Raw genomic sequence first — 20,571 nt, 5'->3', positions numbered from 1 at the left:
TGCGGGTGGCGGCGCTGAGCAGTGCGGTCGGTGCGCGCCAGGTGCCGCCGCTGCGGGTGGCGGCGCTGAGCAGTGCGGTCGGTGCGCGCCAGGTGCCGCCGCTGCGGGTGGCGGCGCTGAGCAGTGCGGTCGGTGCGCGCCAGGTGCGGCCGCTGCTGGTGGCGGCGCAGGGCAGTGCGCTCGCGTGATGATCCGAGCGGTGCGGGCGCGGTTGCCGACGCGGGGCGTCAGGCCATGTGGCGACCACGCCAATGGGTGGGGCGATGGCTCGGGGGCATTACGTGCGGAACTGCTCGACGAGACGCACCGGGACTCGCGATGAGAGGCGATGGGGCCGCGACACCGCGCCGGTGATGCCGCCCGGCAGCGCCGAATCGGCTGGGCGGTACCGGTGCGGTCCGTCGCCTCCTCGGCGGCTGCCGCACCCTTTCGGCGACCAAGGAGGCACACGCGCCCCACGCCGCCCGCTGGGGTTGCTGCGGACAGTTCAGGACACGATGCGGTCGAGGATCAGCGCGGCTGGACCGGGCGCGGTAGCTGCCTCGATGGTGACGGCGTCGCGCAGGGCTGCCATGGCGCCGGTGAAGGCCTCGGGGGTGTCGGTATGCAGGGTGAGCAGCGGCTGGCCCGCGCTGACGGCGTCGCCCGGTTTGGCGTGCATCTCGATGCCCGCGCCGGACTGCACCGGATCGCCCTGACGTGCCCGGCCCGCGCCGAGACGCCAGGCGGCGATACCGACGCTCAGCGCGTCGAGCCGGGTCAGCGTGCCGTCGGTGTCGGCGCGCACGGTCTCGGTGTGCTTCGCGGTGGGCAGCGGCGCGTCCGGGTCGCCGCCCTGGGCGCTGATCATCGCGCGCCAGTGGTCCATCGCGCGGCCGTCGGCCAGCGCATCGGCGGGGTCGGTATCGAGCCCGGCCAGCGCGACCATCTCGCGAGCCAAGGCGATGGTCAGCTCGACGACGTCTTCGGGACCGCCGCCCGCCAGCACCTCCACCGATTCCGCGACTTCCAGGGCATTGCCCGCGGTGCGGCCGAGCGGGGTGTCCATGGCGGTGAGCAGCGCGACCGTCCGGACGCCCGCGTCGGCGCCCAGTTCGACCATCGCGGTCGCCAACTCGCGCGCCCCGTCGAGTGTCTTCAGGAACGCTCCGGAGCCGACCTTGACGTCGAGTAGCAGCGCCGCGGTGCCCTCGGCGATCTTCTTGCTCATGATCGAGCTGGCGATCAGCGGGATCGACTCGACCGTGCCGGTGACGTCGCGCAGGGCGTAGAGCCGCCGGTCGGCGGGTGCGAGGTCGGCGCCTGCCGCGCAGATCACCGCCCCGACGGCCGGGTCGGCCAGCAGGTCACGCATCCGCGACGCCGGCACGTCCGCCTGCCAGCCGGGGATGGACTCCAGCTTGTCCAGCGTGCCGCCGGTGTGACCGAGGCCGCGCCCGGACAGCTGCGGCACCGCGGCGCCGCACGCGGCGACCAGCGGAGCCAGCGGCAGCGTGATCTTGTCGCCGACGCCGCCGGTCGAGTGCTTGTCCACGGTGGGGCGCGGCAGGCCGGTGAGATCCATGCGCCGCCCTGAGGCGATCATGGCGGCGGTCCACCGCGCCGTCTCGCGCCGGGTCATCCCCCGCCAGACGATCGCCATGGCCAGCGCGGACATCTGCTCGTCGGCCACCGTGCCGCGGGTGAACCCGTCGACCACCCAGTCGATCTGCGCGTCCGACAGCTCGCCGCCGTCCCGCTTGGTGGTGATGATCGAAACCGCGTCCAGTGCCGTCACGGTGGCCAGTTTGGCACGAGCCGACGTGCACCCGGGTTCTCGCCGATGGGATGGAAGCGCGGGCCCGCTCCGCGTTCGCCTTCGCGGCGAGGGATGCCGCTACCTTTGCCCGGCGTCCAAATCGTCCGGCCCGAACGCGTCCGGCAGCAGCGCGCGCAACGGCACCGCACCGGCCTTGTGATCGACCAGGAGATCGGCCCCGCCGTGCTCGTAGAGCAATTGGCGGCAGCGACCGCAGGGCATCAGGATTTCGCCGCGAGAATCGGTCACCGAGACGGCCACCAGACGCCCCCCACCGCCCGAAATCAAGTTACCGATGAGTACACATTCGGCACACAGGCCCAATCCATATGAGACATTCTCCACATTGCAACCGCTCACCACGCGACCATCGCCGCTGAGAGCCGCGGCGCCGACCGGAAACCGCGAGTACGGCGCATAGGCGTTTCGCATAACTCGAAATGCGTTGTCACGCAGCAATTTCCAGTCGATTTCCGGCATGTGGAACCTCTCTCGAACCGGCCCGATCGCGGCCGCGCAAGGGCCACGACGGAACCCCGCACACATCAAGAAAGGTAAGCCTAACCCGATCGACTGTCGCGCAACGCACGGTACGCCGAATTAGTTCCGGGATTGCTGGAGGATTAGAGTCCAGAACAGATCGGTTCAGGTTCCTGCGACGGGCCGGAGTACAGCCACCTGGGCATTCGCCCGCCACGCCGTCGGCGTCGGACCTGCGACCGGGTCCATCAACGACGTTGGAGGCACCGCACTCTATGACCACGATTGAAGCTCCGGCCCAGCCGAAGCGGAAGACGCTGTACCGAGGCGACCCCGGAATGTGGTCGTGGGCGCTGCACCGGATCACCGGGGTCACCATCTTCTTCTTCCTCTTCGTTCACGTACTGGACACCGCCCTGGTGCGCGTGAGCCCGGACACCTACAACGAAGCGATCGAGACCTACAAGACGCCCATCGTGGCGTTGATGGAGATGGGCCTGGTCGTCGTCGTCTTGTTCCACGCGCTCAACGGCGTCCGCGTGATCCTGGTGGACTTCTGGTCCAAGGGCCCGAAGTACCAGCGCCTGATGCTCTGGATCATTCTCGCGATCTGGTTCCTGCTGGCCGTTCCCGCGATCGGGCGCCAGTTCTTCTACCTGTTCACGGAGCACTGACAATGAGCGAGCGAAGCGAGCGCCCAATGAACACAGCCGCCGGTGCGGTCATGCCGGAACCGAGCGCCAGCGAGGTGGAGGCATGAGCGCACCTGTCATCGGTAAGTCTTACGACCGTCCGGCCAGCCTGGATCTGCCACGCTCGCCGCGCGCGCGCTCGAACAACAACTTCGAGAAGTACGCCTGGCTGTTCATGCGCTTCTCCGGCCTGCTGCTGATCGTGCTGGTGCTCGGGCACATGGCGATCATGCTGCTGCTCGACGGCGGCGTGAAGCGGCTCAACTTCGCCTTCGTGGCCGGTCGCTGGTCCAGCCCGTTCTGGCAGTTCTGGGACCTGACCATGCTGTGGCTGGCGCAGTTGCACGGCGGCAACGGCCTGCGCACCGTCATCGACGACTACTCCCGCAAGGACTCGACCCGGTTCTGGCTGAAGACCCTGCTGGCCATCTCGATGATCCTGATCATGGGCGTGGGCACCTACGTCATCTTCACCTTCGACCCCAACATCAGTTAGGAACAGGCCCCCTCGCATGAGTGAGCGCAGCGAACGAACCATTGGGACTGGTGAATCTCGTCCTGTCCAGGAGCACCGCTACGACGTCGTCATCGTCGGCGCGGGCGGCGCGGGCATGCGCGCCGCGATCGAGGCCGGCCCGCGTGCTCGGACGGCGGTGCTGACCAAGCTGTACCCGACCCGCAGCCACACCGGCGCGGCCCAGGGCGGCATGTGCGCCGCGCTGGCCAACGTCGAAGAGGACAACTGGGAATGGCACACCTTCGACACCGTCAAAGGTGGTGATTACCTGGTCGACCAGGACGCCGCGGAGATCATGGCCAAGGAGGCCATCGACGCGGTGCTCGACCTGGAGAAGATGGGCCTGCCGTTCAACCGGACGCCCGAGGGCAAGATCGACCAGCGGCGCTTCGGCGGGCACACCCGCGACCACGGCAAGGCCCCGGTCCGCCGCGCGTGCTACGCCGCCGACCGCACCGGTCACATGATCCTGCAGACGCTGTACCAGAACTGCGTCAAGCACGACGTGGAGTTCTTCAACGAGTTCTACGTGCTGGACCTGGTGCTGACCGAGAGCGATCGGGGCCCCGTCGCGACCGGTGTGGTCGCCTACGAGCTGGCCACCGGCGAACTGCACGTCTTCCACGCCAAGTCGATCGTGTTCGCCACCGGCGGCTCGGGCCGGATGTACAAGACCACCTCCAACGCGCACACCCTGACCGGCGACGGCATGGCGATCGTGTTCCGCAAGGGCCTGCCGCTGGAGGACATGGAATTCCACCAGTTCCACCCGACGGGTCTGGCCGGGCTCGGCATCCTGATCTCCGAGGCCGTCCGCGGCGAGGGCGGCATCCTGCGCAACGCAGACGGCGAGCGGTTCATGGAGCGCTACGCCCCCACCATCAAGGACCTCGCGCCGCGCGACATCGTCGCCCGCTCGATGGTGCTGGAGGTGCTGGAGGGCCGCGGCGCGGGACCGAACAAGGACTACGTCTACATCGACGTGACCCACCTCGGCGAGGACGTGCTCGAGGAGAAGCTGCCCGACATCACCGAGTTCTCCCGCACCTACCTGGGTGTGGACCCGGTGAAGGAACTGGTGCCGGTGTTCCCGACCTGTCACTACGTGATGGGCGGCATCCCGACCCGCATTCGCGGCGAGGTGCTGCGCAACAACAGCGACGTCGTCCCCGGCCTCTACGCCGCGGGTGAGTGCGCGTGCGTCTCGGTGCACGGCGCCAACCGGCTGGGCACCAACTCGCTGCTGGACATCAACGTGTTCGGCCGTCGCGCGGGCATCGCCGCCGCGGAATACGCGCAGCGCAGCGAGTTCGTCGAGATGCCGGAGAACCCGGCGCAGATGGTGCAGGACTGGCTGGCCCAGCTGCTCAGCGAGCACGGCGACGAGCGGGTGGCCGACATCCGCACCGAGCTGCAGCGGTCGATGGACAACAACGCCTCGGTGTTCCGCACCGAGGACACGCTCAAGCAGGCGCTCACCGACATCCACGCGCTCAAGGAGCGCTACGCGCGGATCACCGTGCAGGACAAGGGCAAGCGCTACAACAGCGACCTGCTCGAGGCCGTCGAGCTCGGCTTCCTGCTCGAGCTGGCCGAGGTCACCGTGGTCGGTGCGCTCAACCGCAAGGAATCGCGCGGCGGCCACGCTCGCGAGGACTACCCGGACCGCGACGACGTGAACTTCATGCGTCACACGATGGCCTACAAGGAGGGCTCGGATCTCCTGTCGGACATCCGCCTGGACTTCAAGCCGGTGGTGCAGACCCGTTACGAGCCGATGGAGCGTAAGTACTGATGACTGCTGTTGCCGAAGCACCCTCTTCGCAGAAGCCCGCTCCGGTCCCCGAGGGCTCGGTGATGATCACCGTCAAGGTGGCTCGGTTCAACCCGGAGGACGACAAGGGCGCGCACTGGGAGTCCTTCCAGGTGCCGGTCCTGCCGACCGACCGTTTCCTGAACGTGCTGACCTACATCAAGTCCTACCTGGACGGCACGCTCACCTTCCGGCGTTCCTGCGCGCACGGCGTGTGCGGTTCGGATGCCATGCGGATCAACGGCGTCAACCGGCTGGCCTGCAAGGTGCTGATGAAAGACATGCTGCCCAAGGGCGACAAGTCGATCACCGTCACCGTCGAGCCGATCCGCGGCCTGCCCGTGGAGAAGGACCTCGTGGTGAACATGGAGCCGTTCTTCGACGCGTTCCGCGCCGTGAAGCCCTACCTGATGACCTCGGGTAACGAGCCCACCCGCGAGCGCATCCAGAGCCAGGCCGACCGCGCCCGGTTCGACGACACCACCAAGTGCATCCTGTGCGCCTGCTGCACCACCTCCTGCCCCGTGTACTGGAGCGACGGCAGCTACTTCGGCCCGGCCGCGATCGTGAACGCCCACCGCTTCATCTTCGACAGCCGCGACGAAGGCGCCCGCGAACGCCTCGACATCCTCAACGACGTCGAAGGCGTCTGGCGCTGCCGCACCACCTTCAACTGCACCGACGCCTGCCCGCGTGGCATCGAGGTCACCAAGGCCATCCAAGAAGTCAAACGAGCCTTGCTCTTCACCCGCTGACCTCAGGCACCGAACGACGAAGGCCGCCGCCATCCCGAGATGGTGGCGGCCTTTCGCTACAACCTCGCGGATCTCGAACGGGCCGAGGCACGCGGCCGCCACGTTCCCGCCGACGGGAACACCAGCGAACGTCGCTTATGCTTCGGCTCGGGTCGGCCTGGCGCGTGGCGGTTCGCCGATGCGCGACGTCCCGTTCAGCAGCCGAAGGCGGCCGGGCCGTCTCGATATCGCCCCAGGGGGTCCCGTGGCCGAAGCACTGTCGGTCGACCCGGCCCAGCTGCGCGAATCGGCGGCGGAGTTGCGGCAGGCGGCCGAAGACGCCGAACGGGTGGCGAACGAACTGAAGGCGGCACTCGCCGACGAAGGTGAGTTCTGGGGTGACGACGAAGCCGGCGAGACGTTCGCACACACCTACAAGCCCGGTGCCGACCGTACGTTGGAGGGGTTCGACGACCTCGTCGCGGACATTCGGGCGATGAGTTCCGCGATGAAGCATGCGGCCGATGCGTTCGAGGACGGGGACCACTACGGGCGGCAGAACATCCGAAACTCGGTCGACGATGGCATCCCGTACCCGGACGCACCGAGCCGGAACCGGTCGGCAGGACCCATTCCGCAGGCGAGGTCCAGCGAACCCCTCAGCCGCACAAGCGATTCCACATGGCCGCCGGGCACGCCCGATCGCCCGGCGAACGGAGACTCCGCCCGTCCGCAGCCCGACGCCCCGAACGACCGCGGCAGTATCGATACACAGCAACCCCTGGAATCTGGCCGGCAACCCGCAGCATCCGGACAGCAGCCCACGGCGTCCGGACAGCAGCCCGCGGCGTCCGGACAGCAACCTCCGGAATCCGGACAGCCGGACGATTCGACGAGTAATTCCCCAGAAACCGAATCGCCCGAGGACGAATCCGGCGACCAACCCCCGGCAGCCGAGACCGGATCGCCGACGACGCCCGGTAACGGCACAGAGCGACAGGGAGCGCCGGCGAATACACCGACGGGGAAGCAGGCGGTTCCACCGACGATGCCGAGCGGCCGCAACGACTCCGGCAAGCCGTCGGCGAATACGCCGTGGACGCGGAACGGGTCGGGCACCCCTTGGGCAAAGGCTCCCAGCCCCTCGGGCGCGCCGGCAAACGAAACGCCGCCTCGGGTATCTCCTCCACGCACCCCGGACCGCCCGCCCGCGGGCAAGAAGCCGGAGCCGGCTCCGAAACGTCCCGAGCAGAAGCGGCCCCCGAAACCCGCAAGCGTGCGTGCGCGCCGAGCAACCGATGCCGAGGCCATGCGGATCGCGCGGGAGATGGCCGCTCGGCACAACATCGAGATCGTCGGATTCGACGCGGCGGGTATCGCCGCGGCAACGGTCCAGGACATCGCCGATGCTGTCGACACCGTCCTCCCGCGGATGCCGGGCGCACTGCGCGGAATCGAGATCCGGGATGTGACGGGTGCGCCATCTGCCGTCGAGAATCGCAGCACGGCAGAGCGACCGGGGGAGGTGACGCCGTGGATCCTGCTGGCTCAGGCTGCTGTCATCGATCCTCGGATGTTGGCCGGCCGTTCCCGGGCGACAACCCGATCCGGTCCTCCACGGCGACCGATGTATGCCGCGATTCTGCGGGAACTCGGCGCCGCGATCGACCTCGCCGACGGGTTCCGGGCACACAAGGAGGCGCAACGCGCGCTCATCACCGAATACATGCGGATCAACGGCCCCCGCGGCGAGACGCTGAGCCGGGTGGTCGCCGGCTACAAGCGATGGCGGGCGCAGCTCGGTGACAACTGTTTCGAGCGGGGTCTGTTCGTTCCGGGCAGAGCGCTGGCCGAGGGATTCGCCGCTGTCGAATCGAGTGAGGACGAGGCCAACGGCCCGCAGAAGGTGCTTGGTCGGCTGTTGGTTGCGATGTCGCGTGCGGAGTTGCCGGACCGGCGATGAGACCCGTCGCCGCCTGGGCGGACGGCGTCCGACTTCCCCCTTCCCACCAGTGGTGAGAGTTGCCACGCATCTGCCGGTCATCATTATGGGCACGTTCGGAGGTCCGCGGTCGTCGCTGTCCGCTGAGGGTTTCGAGTCGGAAGGTTGTGGCATGGATCGATGGGAGCGCGAAGGCCTCCGCTCGGCCAACAACGGCATGCGCAACCAGCTCGAACATCTCCTCGACTCCTTCGAACGTCAGCAGGGCCGACTCGCCGATGTGTTCCGAGAACTGGAAAACGCTCGCACGCAGGCGAGTTCTCCCGACCAATCGGTAGAGGTCACCGTGGACGCCGCAGGCGTGCTGACGGATTTGCGCCTCACGGCCGCGGCGATGCGCCAGACACCGGAGCAGTTGAGCGGGGCGATCGTGGACGCCGCTCGGGCCGCGGCGCGCCGGGCGCAGCAGCAGGCCGAGGCCCTCGCCGCACCCGTCGACGACGACCTCGAGGGCCTGCCCGACCTGCCCGATATCTCCCCGGGCGCCCCCAGCCTCAACGAAATTCGCGCCTTCTTCCGCGGGGACAACGAAGGTCCCCCGAGATAGCACCGGGCCGCGTAGTGCAGACGATGCTGCGTACCTGCCGACGACCGGAGAGGAACTTCCCGCCGGCGGAAGGGCCTGGGATTCGGATGCGACCGTGCGATGCCGGCAGCAGTAGCGTTCACGAAGCCGCTTGCCGGATACGCGTCGACGAACGCGAGCGCACATGACGCTACGTTTGCCGGACTGGCTCCCCCCGGCCGTAGTGATGTGTGTCGCCGGGCACTTCCCGCTGGGCGACGAGGACGCGGAACGACGCGCCGCCGATGCCTGGTCGGATAAGGCCGAATGGTGTCGTGCGCAGGCTGAGTATCACGAAGCCAAGGCAAAGCCGCCCGAGGGCTCACACGGCGACACCGTCGCCGCGATCGCCGACAAGCACCGGCGCACGGCCGATCGCTTCCGACAGCAGGCCACCAATTGCGACAGCCTCGCCAGGCAGCTCTACGAGAGCGCCAACGCCACCGAGCTGCAGAAGATGGTCATCATCAGCATGGCCGTGATCCTGGCCATCCAGCTGGCTCGGTGCGCATTGATGTTCGCGTTCGGTGGTCCGATCCAGGCCGCCATAGCACAGATGGCGACCCGAACCGCGGCGCAGCGCGCGTGGATGAGATTCGTGGCATTCCTTTCCGGACGCGGTGCGGAACTGGCCGCGGAACGCGGATCGATGGTGCTGCTGCGCAACGGAGTCGTGATCGGGGTAGCACTGGGCGGCGGCACCCAAGCCGGCGCTCAGGCGATTCAGGTCGCCAAGGGCGACCGCGAACAGATGGATTGGACGTCGGTCGGCGTGGCAACGGCCGCCGGCGCTGTCGGTGGCCTTTTCGGCATGCTGTTCGGACTCTGGGCGGGGCCGAAGGTCGCCACCATCGGCGCGAACGCCAGCAGCACCGCGGGACGGGTGGCCCTGCAGCTCGCCGGCACCACCATGGTCGGCGCCGGAGCCGGAGCCGTCGGCGCTCTCGGCGGCACCGCCGTCTCGCTTGCGCTGTCGGACCAGCCGTTCAGCCGCAAGGCCTTCACCGAGGGCCTGATCCCCGGTATGGGTAGCGGGTTCATCGGCGCGGCAGCCTTCGCGGCACAGGGGATGCGCGGCCGGGCACCACTTCCCGACACGACTGCCGCCCCCGCTGCCGCACCGGATGTCACCACGGCCGAACCGTCGCCTGGTTCGCTCGTCGACGCACTGCGCTCGCATGGCATCGTCACCGCTGACTTCGATCCGAACAACCCCTCGCCCACCCATCAGCAACAACAGATCGACAATCTTGTGGCGCTGCTGCACCGAGCCGGCGTCACCGCGGACGACGCAGCCCGTCCCACGCTCCCATTGAACAATGCCGACTGGCAGCCCGCGAATCTGTCGAATGCGTTGCCCGACAACCTCAACGCGGTCAAGTCGGCCAAGCTCCCCTCCCACGCCGTTGCCACACCAGCGGATCCGGCCCCCGCAGCCCCTGCAACCCAAGCAGCCCCCGCAGGGACAATGCCGAAGGCTGACGGAGGCGATCAACCACTTGTTGTGTCGCCGCCGAAAGAGTACAAGCCGCCTCCGGAGCAGCCGTTCTCCGTGCCGAACAACAGCATGGACTGGGAACCACCCGCAGGCATGCCCGGCGCCCTGATCGACAACGTCAATCCCGTCAAGACCGTCACCTTCCCCGCAGCCGCCATCCCGTCTACCGTCAACCCGGTCGGCGTGCCGAGCATCGGGACGGATCCGACATCGGCGGAGGCGCCCGGGTCACGGAACACTCCTGACGCACGACCGGATGCCGAAACCGTCGGCACCGCTGAAGCTCCTCTCGACGGGGAACTGCCTCCAGCACCGCACGACTCGGATAACAGCACCGCCGAGAACGCGGGCACAGCACGGCAGACCACCGAACATGATCACCCTGCGGCCGGGCCCGACCACTCGGTGCGGCCGCACCCCACGGATACCGGCGAAGGCAGTGCTCGACCGGCAGATGTCGCTCCCGGATCGGCTCGCGGCAACCGGGTCGGTGCCGAAAACCCCTCGGTCGCACCTCATTCCACGCCGGAGCACGCCGCGGTGCCGGACAACGCCACCGCCACGGCCCGACCGCATCCCGGCGGCCGGGACACGGCGGGCGAGGGGGCGGCCGGGCGAGGCCGCGCCGTGGCGGATGCCCGAGGCGACGATCCGGCGGCGGGGCCGTCGTCATCGGTTCGGCAACGAGGTGTCGCAGCGGGCGAGGAATCCGGTCCGCGACCAGTCACGGCCGACCCGCACGACGCATCGGCGCAACAGAGCACGACCGTGTCGGCGGAGGAATCCGGTCCGCGAGTGGTCACGGCCGACCCGCACGACGCATCGGCGCAACAGAGCCCGACCGCGTCGGCGACCGAGGGTCAAGGGGAACAACGGGTTACCGACGTGGTCACCGATCCCGAGCCTGCCGTGTCCGAGCTGGTACCGGCGGCGGCGCACAGGGATTCGGCCGACGGCCTGTCATCGGACCACGACGTATCCCCGAGCATGACGATCACCGCCGACCCGTCACCCGCTCCACAACGCGGTGATGCCGGTCCGCGCTCCCCTGGCGCGGACAGGCTCGTGGACGCGGCCGGGCAGCAGCGGCAGACCGGGCAGCCGTCGGGCGGCCCGGCACGACCGGCCGCAGGCCTCCAGCCCGGCACACCCGCTGCCGGTGGTTCGCCCGCTGCTGCCGGAGGCAATCGGCCGCCGCGTGTGTCGGCCCCGAAGAATGCCGCAGCGGAGCGCCCTCCGGCCGTCGAACCGGTCGAAGGAGCGCGCGGGCCGGCCGAGGACGGCCATGCCCCGTCCGGTTCGGCGACCGCCCACGCCACCGACAATGACAACCGGAGCACACCGCCCGCGGCCGCCGAACCGGAGTCGGAGCACGGTCGCACGGCTGACGGCACCACAGGCGACGAGACCGCGCGAGCCACGCATCCGGATGAGGCGAATGCACCGGAGTACGCACTCCCGGCCGACGAAGGCGCGAATGGGCAACAGGCCAAGAGTCATCCCGAGGTAGTCGACGAGGCGGGACCATCGCAACCGAAGCCCGGTGAGTCCGATACCAGCGGAGACGATGTCCCCGGCGGTCGTGCGGGCGACGATGATGCGAGTGAGCGGCAAGCGAAGACGAAATCCGATCCCCCCGACGACGCGGCCGCGCCACCTGCCGAGTCCGAACACGGGCGCGCACAGAATGATTCGGATGGACAGCTCACCGCTCGCGATGAAGACCCCGCCGCGGCCGCGCGTGCGAGGGCGAGAGCCGAAGTAGAGCAGCGTAATGCGGCCGAGCGGCAGCAGAACGAGCTGGTGCGCGAACACCACCGGCAGCGTGTCGAAGCGTCGGCCGAGCGCGAACGGGCCACCCATGCCGAGCTGCAGCGGCAGGAGAAGGCCGTGCGGGTGGCCCAGGAGCATGAGCGGGCCACCCGCGTCGGCTTCGGCGACAAGATGCGCGATCTGTTCGGGCGGGGCACGGCGGAGGATCGGGTGGCCGTCGAAGCCGCGCGGGCCGCTCAGGAACAGCTCCGGCAGGCTCAGGCGAAGGTAGCCGAGTGCCGGGACGCGTACGAGGCTGCGGTAGCCCAGCATGACGCCGCAGCCCAGGCCAGAGCCCGCGACCTGGTCGAAATCTCGGACAACGCGGGCGTTTCGCTGATGAACGACTACGAGGCCGGGGTGCTCACCGATCGCGACGCCGTGTTCGAGGTGGTTGCCCAGGAGCGGGTACGCACGGCCCTGGATGCCGGTCGCGCGATCGGGGAGTTGCGGAAGCCGGGCAGCACGGCCGACGGTACGAGCCCGTTGGCGAACGCGTCACCGGAGTCGCTGGCCGACACGATGGCGCGGGGATCCAGGGAGGAGCGCGTCGCGGCGATGACGGAATGGATTCGCCGGGGTGACGACCGGCATCGGCTGGTGCGGGAGACGCAGGCCGCGGCGTTCCTGCTGCTCGAGCACGGTCCGGTCGATATGAAGACCGGTGAGGGCAAGACGATCGTCATGGTGATGAAGAAGGTGTCCGACGCCATCGATCACGGCACCGCACATGCGTGGACCAGTAGTGATCTGCTCGCCGGTGAGCTGGCCGGTGAGTTGCAGGCATTCGTGGTGCGGCCGGAGTCGGATACCGGGATCGATGTGGTGCGGATGGATCAGGACGGTCCGCTGCCGGATCCGGTACCCGGCCGTAACCGGATCGTCGTTGGTACGAAGGAGGACTACCTGTTCCGCGCGTTGAAGGTCGCGGATTCGATGATGAACGAGCTCACGGCCGGTGGCATGTCGCACCAGGAGGTGACGGCACTGCGGGACTTCCTCAACACGAAACCGTCGATCGATCTGATCAAGGAAAGGCTGGATACCGCGGCATCCGACCACGGCCTGGACCTCCGGTACGACCCGTTCCCGGCGGGCAAACTCACCGTCGACGAATTCGACACCATCTTCGACGGCAATTCCGAATGCGTACTTTCCCCCGGGGCGGCGAAGGAGGCCACACCCGAGGTGGTCGCCGAACTGCAAGGGATCTGGGATCGGCTGACGACCGCGGAGCGCGAACACGGTTTGACGGCAGCGGATTTCAAGAGGCCGGAGAACACCCGCGGAATGTGGGCCGCAGAAACAACCCTGGCGGCGGTCGCCAAGCTGGAGAAGGTGGCGGGTGGACCGGTCACCGTCTCGGAGCTGAAGCTCTACGCCCATGCCGCCAACGCCCGCTGGGGGCTGGAGAAGGGCACGCACTACATCACCAGGGCGGACGACGGCGAGGGCGCGAAGATCGGCATCCTCGCTCACGAAACCAACGACAAGGCGATGTGGGACAGGACGAAGTCGACCGAGGTGCGCTGGCAGGACGTCGGCCAGTTCGTCGACCTCAAGGAAGGGCTGCCGGTCCGGGCGAATCAGGAACATTCGCTGCGCATGTCGGATCAGCAGTTGATCGGCAGCAAATTGCTGTTCGAGCCGTCTGGTTTGTCAGGGACCATGAAGGGCGTCGAGGGCATCACCTACGACCTGTACGGTGTGGGGCCGGTGCCGGAGCTGCCGACCTTCTATACATCGCAACGGGTCGTGGAACCGCCGAAATTCTACGAGAACACGCATGCGAAACTCACGCAGCTGGCCCGTGACATCGTGCGGGATGCACATGTGGTCGACGGGGAGCAGACGGGCCGTGCGCAGTGGGTCGTGTGCATGGACAACGGCGAAATCCGGGGCGACCCGGATGCCGGGCGGATCGGACTGATCGACCTGCTCCGCGCAGCGGCGAAGGACGAACACGGCGAGGGATTCGAGCTGAAGTTCGAGGTGGTCGATGCGGAATTCTACGCCGAGCACGGCGGTAGCAATGCCGACGCCGAGGCCCTGGTCAGGCAGAAGATCGAGGAATTCGGGGACAAGGGCACCATCTATATCACCAACAAGGACGGAGGCCGCGGCGCCGACCCCACACCGTCGCAGGAGGTGATCGATCTCGGCGGTGTCGACGTCAAGGTCAGCGGCGGGCCGTCGTACTCCGAGCGGGTGAACGACCAGGTCGATGGTCGTGGCGCCCGTGGTGGATCCGGCGACGACCGGGAGCACGGTGGCACCCCGGGTTCGGCGGTGCACTACGTCTCCCCCGAGGACTTTCTGGGCCGGGTCACCGACCACGGCGTCACGCAGCAGATCGTCCAGTACACGGAAGCCGTCAAGGCCCACCGGGCCGCCCAGGAACAGCACGAAGCCCTCGGCACCGAGGCCACCCGCAGCGAACTCGACAAGGCCGAAACGGCGCTGCGGAACTCCGAGTCCGACCTGTGGAAGCATGCCGTCCCGGCGATGAAGGACGCCGTCGAGCAGAATCAGCTCGCCTCCAAGTACGCGAGCGCCAACCAAGCCAACGCCCCACCCGCGGACGCACATGGCACCGCGACCCAGCAACCCCAGCAACCCCCTCCCCGATCCGCAGGGACCGCGGCTCCGCACGCGACCGGCCCACATGCGACCCCGCACGCCCCTGCCGCCACCCACAACGGCACCCCCGTCCCGACCGCCGCAGGCCTCGCCGCCGGGGCGGCGTCCAATCTGGCTTCCGGTAACCCACCGGCCGCACCCGACCTGCGTGACGAGCACGGCGACGGCACCCTCCGCCACCTCCTTCGGGTGCTGGACGCACCCGGTGGACAGGCGGCCGCACCATTGCTGCCGGTCGCGCAGGCCGTTCGCGACGCGGCGTTCGATCAGGTCGCGTCGCAAGGGCTCCCCATCGGCGCCGACGCCGCCGACCACGTGCGCGAGACCGCACGAAATCTGCTGCACACCAGCCTGAATCAACTCGATCCGGCGCAGCGCCAACTCGTCGCCGACGCCGGGACGCTGCTGCAGCAAGGACGCCGGCTCGAAGACGCGCACACCGCGGCCGTCGCCCAGTTGGTCGCGCAGGTGCCGACCGCCCAGCCCGTCCTCGCGGCCGCCGCGGGTACCACCGTCTCGTTCGACCAGCTGCCCGCCGGCGACCGCACCGAGACACTGCAGCGGGCGCAGCAGGGCGACCGGGCCGCCGCGCAGGCCTTGGACCGCCATTTCGGCCCCGCCACCGCCCAGGCCATGTGTGCCGTACTCAGCGGGGATGCGGAGCACGGCACCCCACCCACGCGGATCCAGCTCCTAGCGCACGCCGTCGCCCGGGCCACGCTCGGCGCCGCCGAAACCGGTGGCTGGCAAGTCCCGCCGGGCGTCGACATCGGCGACTGGCTGCTCGGCGAAGCGCAAGACACGTGGCTCGACAGCCTTAATCGACTGAATCCCGCGGTACGTCGACTCGTCAATGAAGCGCTCGATTCCCGATCCCGCAGCAACGACCTCACCGACGCTCAGGTCGCCCTGTTCGGGTGGGTCGCGCAGGAAATCGCAGGAGGGGCGGCCGATTCGACGGTCCGGCAACGGAAACCCCCGGCCGAGAACCGCGACCGCGCGAACTCCGCGAGGACGGGCGAGGCCGATCGAAAAACCAAGCAGGCCATCGCCCGGCAGTTGTTCGAGACGTTCGACATCGAGGTGCTCGGACTGGACAAGCCGGGGATCTCCGTCGACACGGCTCTGTCGATCAGGAACGCGATAGTCGACGGTTTCGCGGCAGGGCGGGAGATCAAGCTCGACGTCGTACTGGTCGCCCCCATGGTCGGCAATACCGGTGCCTGTATCTGGACTCCCGAAGGCATCGGAAAGGACGCCCCGACCTTCATGGTCCTGAACGAGAACCTCTTCGGTGACCAGGAGAAATTCCGGAAAGCCATGCGGAAGGCGGTGCGGTCAGGCCACCTGATGGCCCCGACCGGCGATCCCGCGTACGACGCCGTCAGTCACGAGATGGGCCATCTGCAGGATGGCGCCGCGCGGAAGGGGCTCTACGACGAAAAGCCGATTGCCCATCTACGAGACGGAGCCGTCCAGGGGAAGGACTACCAAGACTCCAAAGAGGCACGAGCATTCGGATTCCTGTACACGCATTTCGCCGAGTTCAAAAAGGCCGGCATGCTGCCACCGGACCTCGATTTCGACGACTGGCTGGGGCAGCTCGATTCCTACAGCAGCAGCAGGAAGAAGCTGAAGGAGGCAGAGGAATACAACCGAAAACTTGCGGGCGAAGAGTCGCACGGAACGGAAATGGGCACTTACGAGCCCAAAATGGGTGACCTCGCGGTATTCAATCCGGCAGAAGCACTGGCCGAGGCGAACAATGCGTTCGGCAGGACCGCACCGGCCGATCGCACACATCCCGCCTACGTCCTGCAAGCCCTGCTTCGAGACATTCCGTATTTCCAGGTGCTGCGGGAGGCCGAACAGCGCAATGCCCTGGTGCAGGCGGACTATCGCGGTCCGGTCCCGGCTGCGTCCGAGTTCGGCACGAGCATCGCCTCGCACGGCCCGTCCGCATCCCTGGCCGCGCGATGGCGCGCTATGTCCCCCACCGCCCGCGCCAACTACGCCGAACAGCAAATCGCGTACTTGAACCCCGACACCGGTTTCGTGCTCGACGAGTTGGCCCGGCTCCAGGCGGAGCACCGCGCCACGGTCGCATCGACCTCGGATCGCACCGCCCCGACGCCAACACCGCAAGCGCCGCAATCTAATTCACCACGTACGGCGGCGCCCGGACAACCTGACGGCGGGTCGGCGTTCCCACCGGAGTTCTGGCAGCAGCATAGTCGGTCCCACGCGCGGGCAGCTGTCCCGGCCCCGATCCACCTCGGCGACCCCGACGATGCGCAGCCGGACCCGACGCAACCCGTCCCGGACTCGCCTCGCTCGGTCCAGGCGTCGAGACGTGCTGCTTTCGACAGCTTCCGGCGGCAGATCTTGGCGATCTACCTCGCCGGACCGTCGATCGAACGGAGCGATGCGGTAGCCCGCGCCCTGGCCGATGCCGACCCCGAGGATCTGCGGCGCGCTCTGCGCGAGGCCGGGCTCGACCCGAACCAGCAGCGGGTACTCCGCCAGTTCTGGCCGGGCCGGTCGGACCGGACGGCCGCAGCGGTGCTACCGGCTCCCGGCGAGGACATGGACCCTCTGCTGTGGGCGCCGATTCACAGATTCGCCTCGACAGTCGCTCGCATCCGGGCATCCGGGGAATCTCCCGCACGGGTGGTTCCGGAATCAGATCGGACCGAATCCGACACTCCGATCCCCGACAGAGGCGGGCTGACCCCCCGGGAGCTCGAGGTGTTGCGCCTGAGCGCGCGCGGCCTGTCGTACCCCGAAATCGGCCCTCAGATGGGGATCTCGCCCAAAACCGTCCAGAGTTACGCCCGGCATGCGTGTGCCAAACTCCGCTGCCCGAGTCTGATTCCCGCGGTCCTCGCGGCAGATCGGGAGGGATGGCTGGACGAACCATCCGGCCCGCACATCGACGTCGAATTCGCTCCGGACGAGGTCGCCATCCTCCAGCTGGCGGCGAACGGCCTGGACAACCGTGACATCGCCGCCGAGCTGGGGGCGACGCGGTATCGAGTGCGGACGTTCATGGCCGCGTTGCCCGGCCGTTTGGGTGTCGAGGGCAGGCTGCCCGGTCTGCTGGCGGCACAGCGGCAGGGGGCGTTCCAGCCTGGCGATCCCCACTCCGCGGCGACGCGGAAGCACGCCGATCTGTCTCCCCGCGAACGCGAGGTTCTCGACCTGGTCGCGGCCGGTCTCACGGATCAGGCGATAGGTGACCGGCTGGGAGTTACGGCATCGACGGCGCGGGGCTATCGGATCCAGCTACATGCCAAGCTGGGCACCTCGGATCACGAGGAACTGGCGACCCGGGCGCGCAGCCTGGCGTCGTCGGCCGCGACGGCACGGACTGTCGAGCTGACCGAATCCGAGGCGCTGCTCCTGCACCTGGTTACGAGGGGCGTGCCACACGAAACCCTCGCGACAGCGCTCGGCTTGCCGAACGGTGGGTTGGATCCCGTACTGGCACAGCTGGCCGACAAGATCGGTACGCGCGGCACGATTCGGGTATCGGCGCAGCGGCAGGAACCGGCATCGCAGCGCGAGCGACTCGCGACACTCGCCGAGTCGCTGCCGGGCGCGAGCGGTGATCCGGCAGCGGTGTCCTGGGCCACGGTGCGCGCCTTCCGATCTCGGATCGCCACCCACCCGTCCGAACTGACCGGGCGTGAACCCGATGTGCTGCGGCTGGCCGCACAAGGCCTGTCACTCAAAGCGATCGCTCGCACGTTGGGCGGATCGCACGCCACCGTGATCAACGAACTCGACAGCATCGCGGTGAAGCTCGGAACCCCTGACCGGGCCGTGCTCCTGATGGCGGCGCAGCGGGCATGGTCGGCCGACCACCCGGAATCGATACCCGAACCAACGGCCGACGTCGGTCTGACACCGCAGGAAACCAGGGTCCTGCGCCTGGTGGCCCAGCGGTTCACGAACCCGGCTATCGCGGCAGAGCTGAGCATCTCGGTGCCGTTGGTGAAGTACATCCGGCGCGGCCTACGCACCAAACTCGGTATCGACGACACCGCCGGGCTGGTCGCCTGGGCACGGCACAGCGGTATCGCCGTCGACGATCCCGCCGACGCCCCGGACCCGGAGTTGCAAGCGAGCGTCACGGACGCGCTGCGGCGGGCAACGGCGACGGATACCGACGACGACCGAGACGAGTCGACACCCGGCTCCCACGAGGCCTCGCCCATCCCCGCCGACATCGACGGATCCGGCGAGGCACAATCGGCCAAGCCCGCCGAAGCGGCCTCGGACCCGGCCCAGATCGCGCTGGCCGAGCACCTCGGGCTGCCACCCGGTGCGGTGACGCGGGGAGCTGTACGTCAGGCCCTCGCCCTCGTCGCGGAACAGACACAGGCCATGCCCGCCGCCGTGACCGTCGACGCTCAGGCGCTGAGTCGATGGATCCGGTCCCAGCTCGAACTGCACGCGGATCAGGAAGCGGCCACTCACGAGGGGGCGCTCGCCGAGCTGGAGCGGCGCGACGGCGAAGAATTCGGTCTCCGGGATGCGGCCGATCCTGAGGCCGATCCGTTGGACCAGAACGGTTTCGACAACCGGCGCCGGGCCCTCGACCAAGAATTGCGGGCACTGCTGGGGTCGCAAGACCTGAGCCCACCCCAGCCGATGACCACGGGCGAGGTGCTGGCCGAGCTGTACTGGATCACGAGCCTGACGGACTCGCCGGAGCTGGAACACCTCGTCGCCGCGAGTGAGGCCTTCCTGTGCGCCACTCTCGAACCGCCGGCGGCAGTCCCGCTGGACACGGTCCAGATCCACACGCTGCGCGACCAACTGGCGCAGCAGGTGGGCGTCGCCGACGACGAACTGACCCGCACGCACGCCGAAGTGCTGGCCGCCGACGAGAACGTTGCGCCACAGACGCGCCGTCTGGCGGAGCGCTACCTCTCCCTGCGCCGGATCGAAGCCGCGCAGAAAGCCACGCGGGCCGATATCGCCCGGCTGGCGGGTGTGGGCGAGTCGTATGTCAGCAGTGTGTTCAACGGACGGTTCGGCGCGAAAAAGCCGTGGCACGGCGAGACTACGCAACGCGTCCTGGCTGCGGCTCACCGGTTGGGTGTACCGCCGGACCGCGCGGACATCGCGGCCCTCACCGATCCGAACTTCGTGACGCGTCGCGTTCGCCCGGCACGTTGGGTCGGTGACGAGTTCGTTCCGGCGCGGATCAAGCCGCAGCCATCTCGCGAGACGTTGGCCGAAGCAGCGGGCACGGCCAAGGCCACGGTCCGTGATGTGGTGAAAGGTTCGGGCACGCCCGATGACATGCGGCTGGTGCGCAGTGCGGCCGACGAGATCGGGTTCTGGTATCACCCGGACGGCCCGATGGGGACGGTCGACGCGATCACACTGTCGGAGGGCGAATTCCACGTTCTGCGATTGATCGCCGACGGCATCGCCGAAGATTCCCTCGCCGCCCTGCTCGGGATGACGCCGGACCAGTCGAACCGGCTGCTCGTCCGACTGGCCGAGCGGGTGGGATTCGAGGGGCCCGTCCGCATGCCCACGGACGCACGATCGAGCGGTTTGCCCGACGGCGCCGTGCCGTCGTCCCCAAAGCAGACCGGTCTGTCACCTCAGCAGGTCCGGACTCTGCGACTGGTGGTGGCGGACTTGCCGTATACCCCCATCACGGGCACGGTCCCCGCGGACACCGTTCAGGCGTTCCGTTCCGCCCTCGCGGAGCGGCACCCCACCGCACTCACCGGCAGGGAAAGGGAAGTACTCGCGCTACTCGCCGAGGGCCTGACTTCCGGACAGATCGCGACCAGGCTGGGATTGTCCCGCAACACGGTGAACGGGTACATCGCGCGCGCGGAAATCAAGCTGCATACCGACGGCCTGCGTCGTACCGTGCGGGCGGCACAACAGGCAGAGCGATCACAAGCGGCCAGTGAACAGCAGCCGACCAGCGATCGTGAGGCGACATCCGGCACCCGCATCGATCCTGTCGCGATCGATCTCGGCGATTC

Annotated in this window: 10 protein-coding genes (1 of these 10 running past the window's edge); 8 read left to right on the top strand and 2 right to left on the bottom strand. The window is 68.4% G+C overall.

Features of this window, described 5'->3' with window-relative positions:
• Positions 1–188 (top strand): hypothetical protein (locus ACGF7Y_RS18335; protein ID WP_393235118.1); only part of this gene is annotated, 188 nt, incomplete at its 5' end.
• A gap of 299 nt (positions 189–487) precedes the next feature.
• Here ACGF7Y_RS18335 and ACGF7Y_RS18330 read toward each other — a convergent pair.
• Both ACGF7Y_RS18330 and ACGF7Y_RS18325 read right to left on the bottom strand, forming a co-directional pair.
• Positions 488–1,777, bottom strand: coding sequence for a thymidine phosphorylase (locus ACGF7Y_RS18330; RefSeq protein ID WP_393235115.1), 1,290 nt, complete (start codon positions 1,775–1,777; stop codon positions 488–490).
• A 99-nt stretch (positions 1,778–1,876) separates the two neighbouring features.
• Positions 1,877–2,278: a cytidine deaminase gene (locus ACGF7Y_RS18325; protein ID WP_393235112.1), complete on the bottom strand. Its 402-nt coding sequence runs from the start codon at positions 2,276–2,278 to the stop codon at positions 1,877–1,879.
• A 275-nt stretch (positions 2,279–2,553) separates the two neighbouring features.
• Between ACGF7Y_RS18325 and sdhC the strand changes: the two genes are divergently transcribed.
• From sdhC to ACGF7Y_RS18290, 7 genes are all read left to right on the top strand, one after another.
• Positions 2,554–2,952 (top strand): succinate dehydrogenase, cytochrome b556 subunit, encoded by a 399-nt coding sequence (gene sdhC, locus ACGF7Y_RS18320; RefSeq protein ID WP_083863252.1) that lies wholly within the window; start codon positions 2,554–2,556, stop codon positions 2,950–2,952.
• Between the two features lie 82 nt (positions 2,953–3,034).
• Positions 3,035–3,466 (top strand): succinate dehydrogenase hydrophobic membrane anchor subunit, encoded by a 432-nt coding sequence (locus ACGF7Y_RS18315; protein WP_062971160.1) that lies wholly within the window; start codon positions 3,035–3,037, stop codon positions 3,464–3,466.
• Between the two features lie 16 nt (positions 3,467–3,482).
• Entirely contained in the window at positions 3,483–5,282 is a 1,800-nt protein-coding gene (sdhA, locus tag ACGF7Y_RS18310) for a succinate dehydrogenase flavoprotein subunit (RefSeq protein ID WP_393235108.1), read from the top strand.
• Entirely contained in the window at positions 5,282–6,055 is a 774-nt protein-coding gene (locus ACGF7Y_RS18305) for a succinate dehydrogenase iron-sulfur subunit (protein ID WP_040865018.1), read from the top strand. The genes sdhA and ACGF7Y_RS18305 overlap by 1 nt, the downstream gene beginning before the upstream one ends.
• A gap of 244 nt (positions 6,056–6,299) precedes the next feature.
• The gene (locus ACGF7Y_RS18300) at positions 6,300–7,997 is read left to right on the top strand and encodes a WXG100 family type VII secretion target (RefSeq protein WP_393235106.1); all 1,698 of its coding nucleotides are present in this window, start codon (positions 6,300–6,302) and stop codon (positions 7,995–7,997) included.
• A gap of 151 nt (positions 7,998–8,148) precedes the next feature.
• Entirely contained in the window at positions 8,149–8,583 is a 435-nt protein-coding gene (locus ACGF7Y_RS18295; RefSeq protein ID WP_393235104.1) for a YbaB/EbfC family nucleoid-associated protein, read from the top strand.
• 163 nt (positions 8,584–8,746) lie between these two features.
• Positions 8,747–20,571: the 5' end (the start) of a LuxR C-terminal-related transcriptional regulator gene (locus ACGF7Y_RS18290; protein WP_393235101.1), read on the top strand. 25,810 nt of this gene lie beyond the right edge of the window; only the first 11,825 of its 37,635 coding nucleotides appear in the window; it begins with the start codon at positions 8,747–8,749; its stop codon lies beyond the right edge, outside the window.

It is taken from the genome of Nocardia sp. NPDC047654 (assembly GCF_043205035.1).
Classification (GTDB): Bacteria; Actinomycetota; Actinomycetes; order Mycobacteriales; family Mycobacteriaceae; genus Nocardia.
The sequence above is the reverse complement of the archived record's forward strand: the minus strand, read 5'-3'. Positions and strand labels throughout refer to the sequence as shown.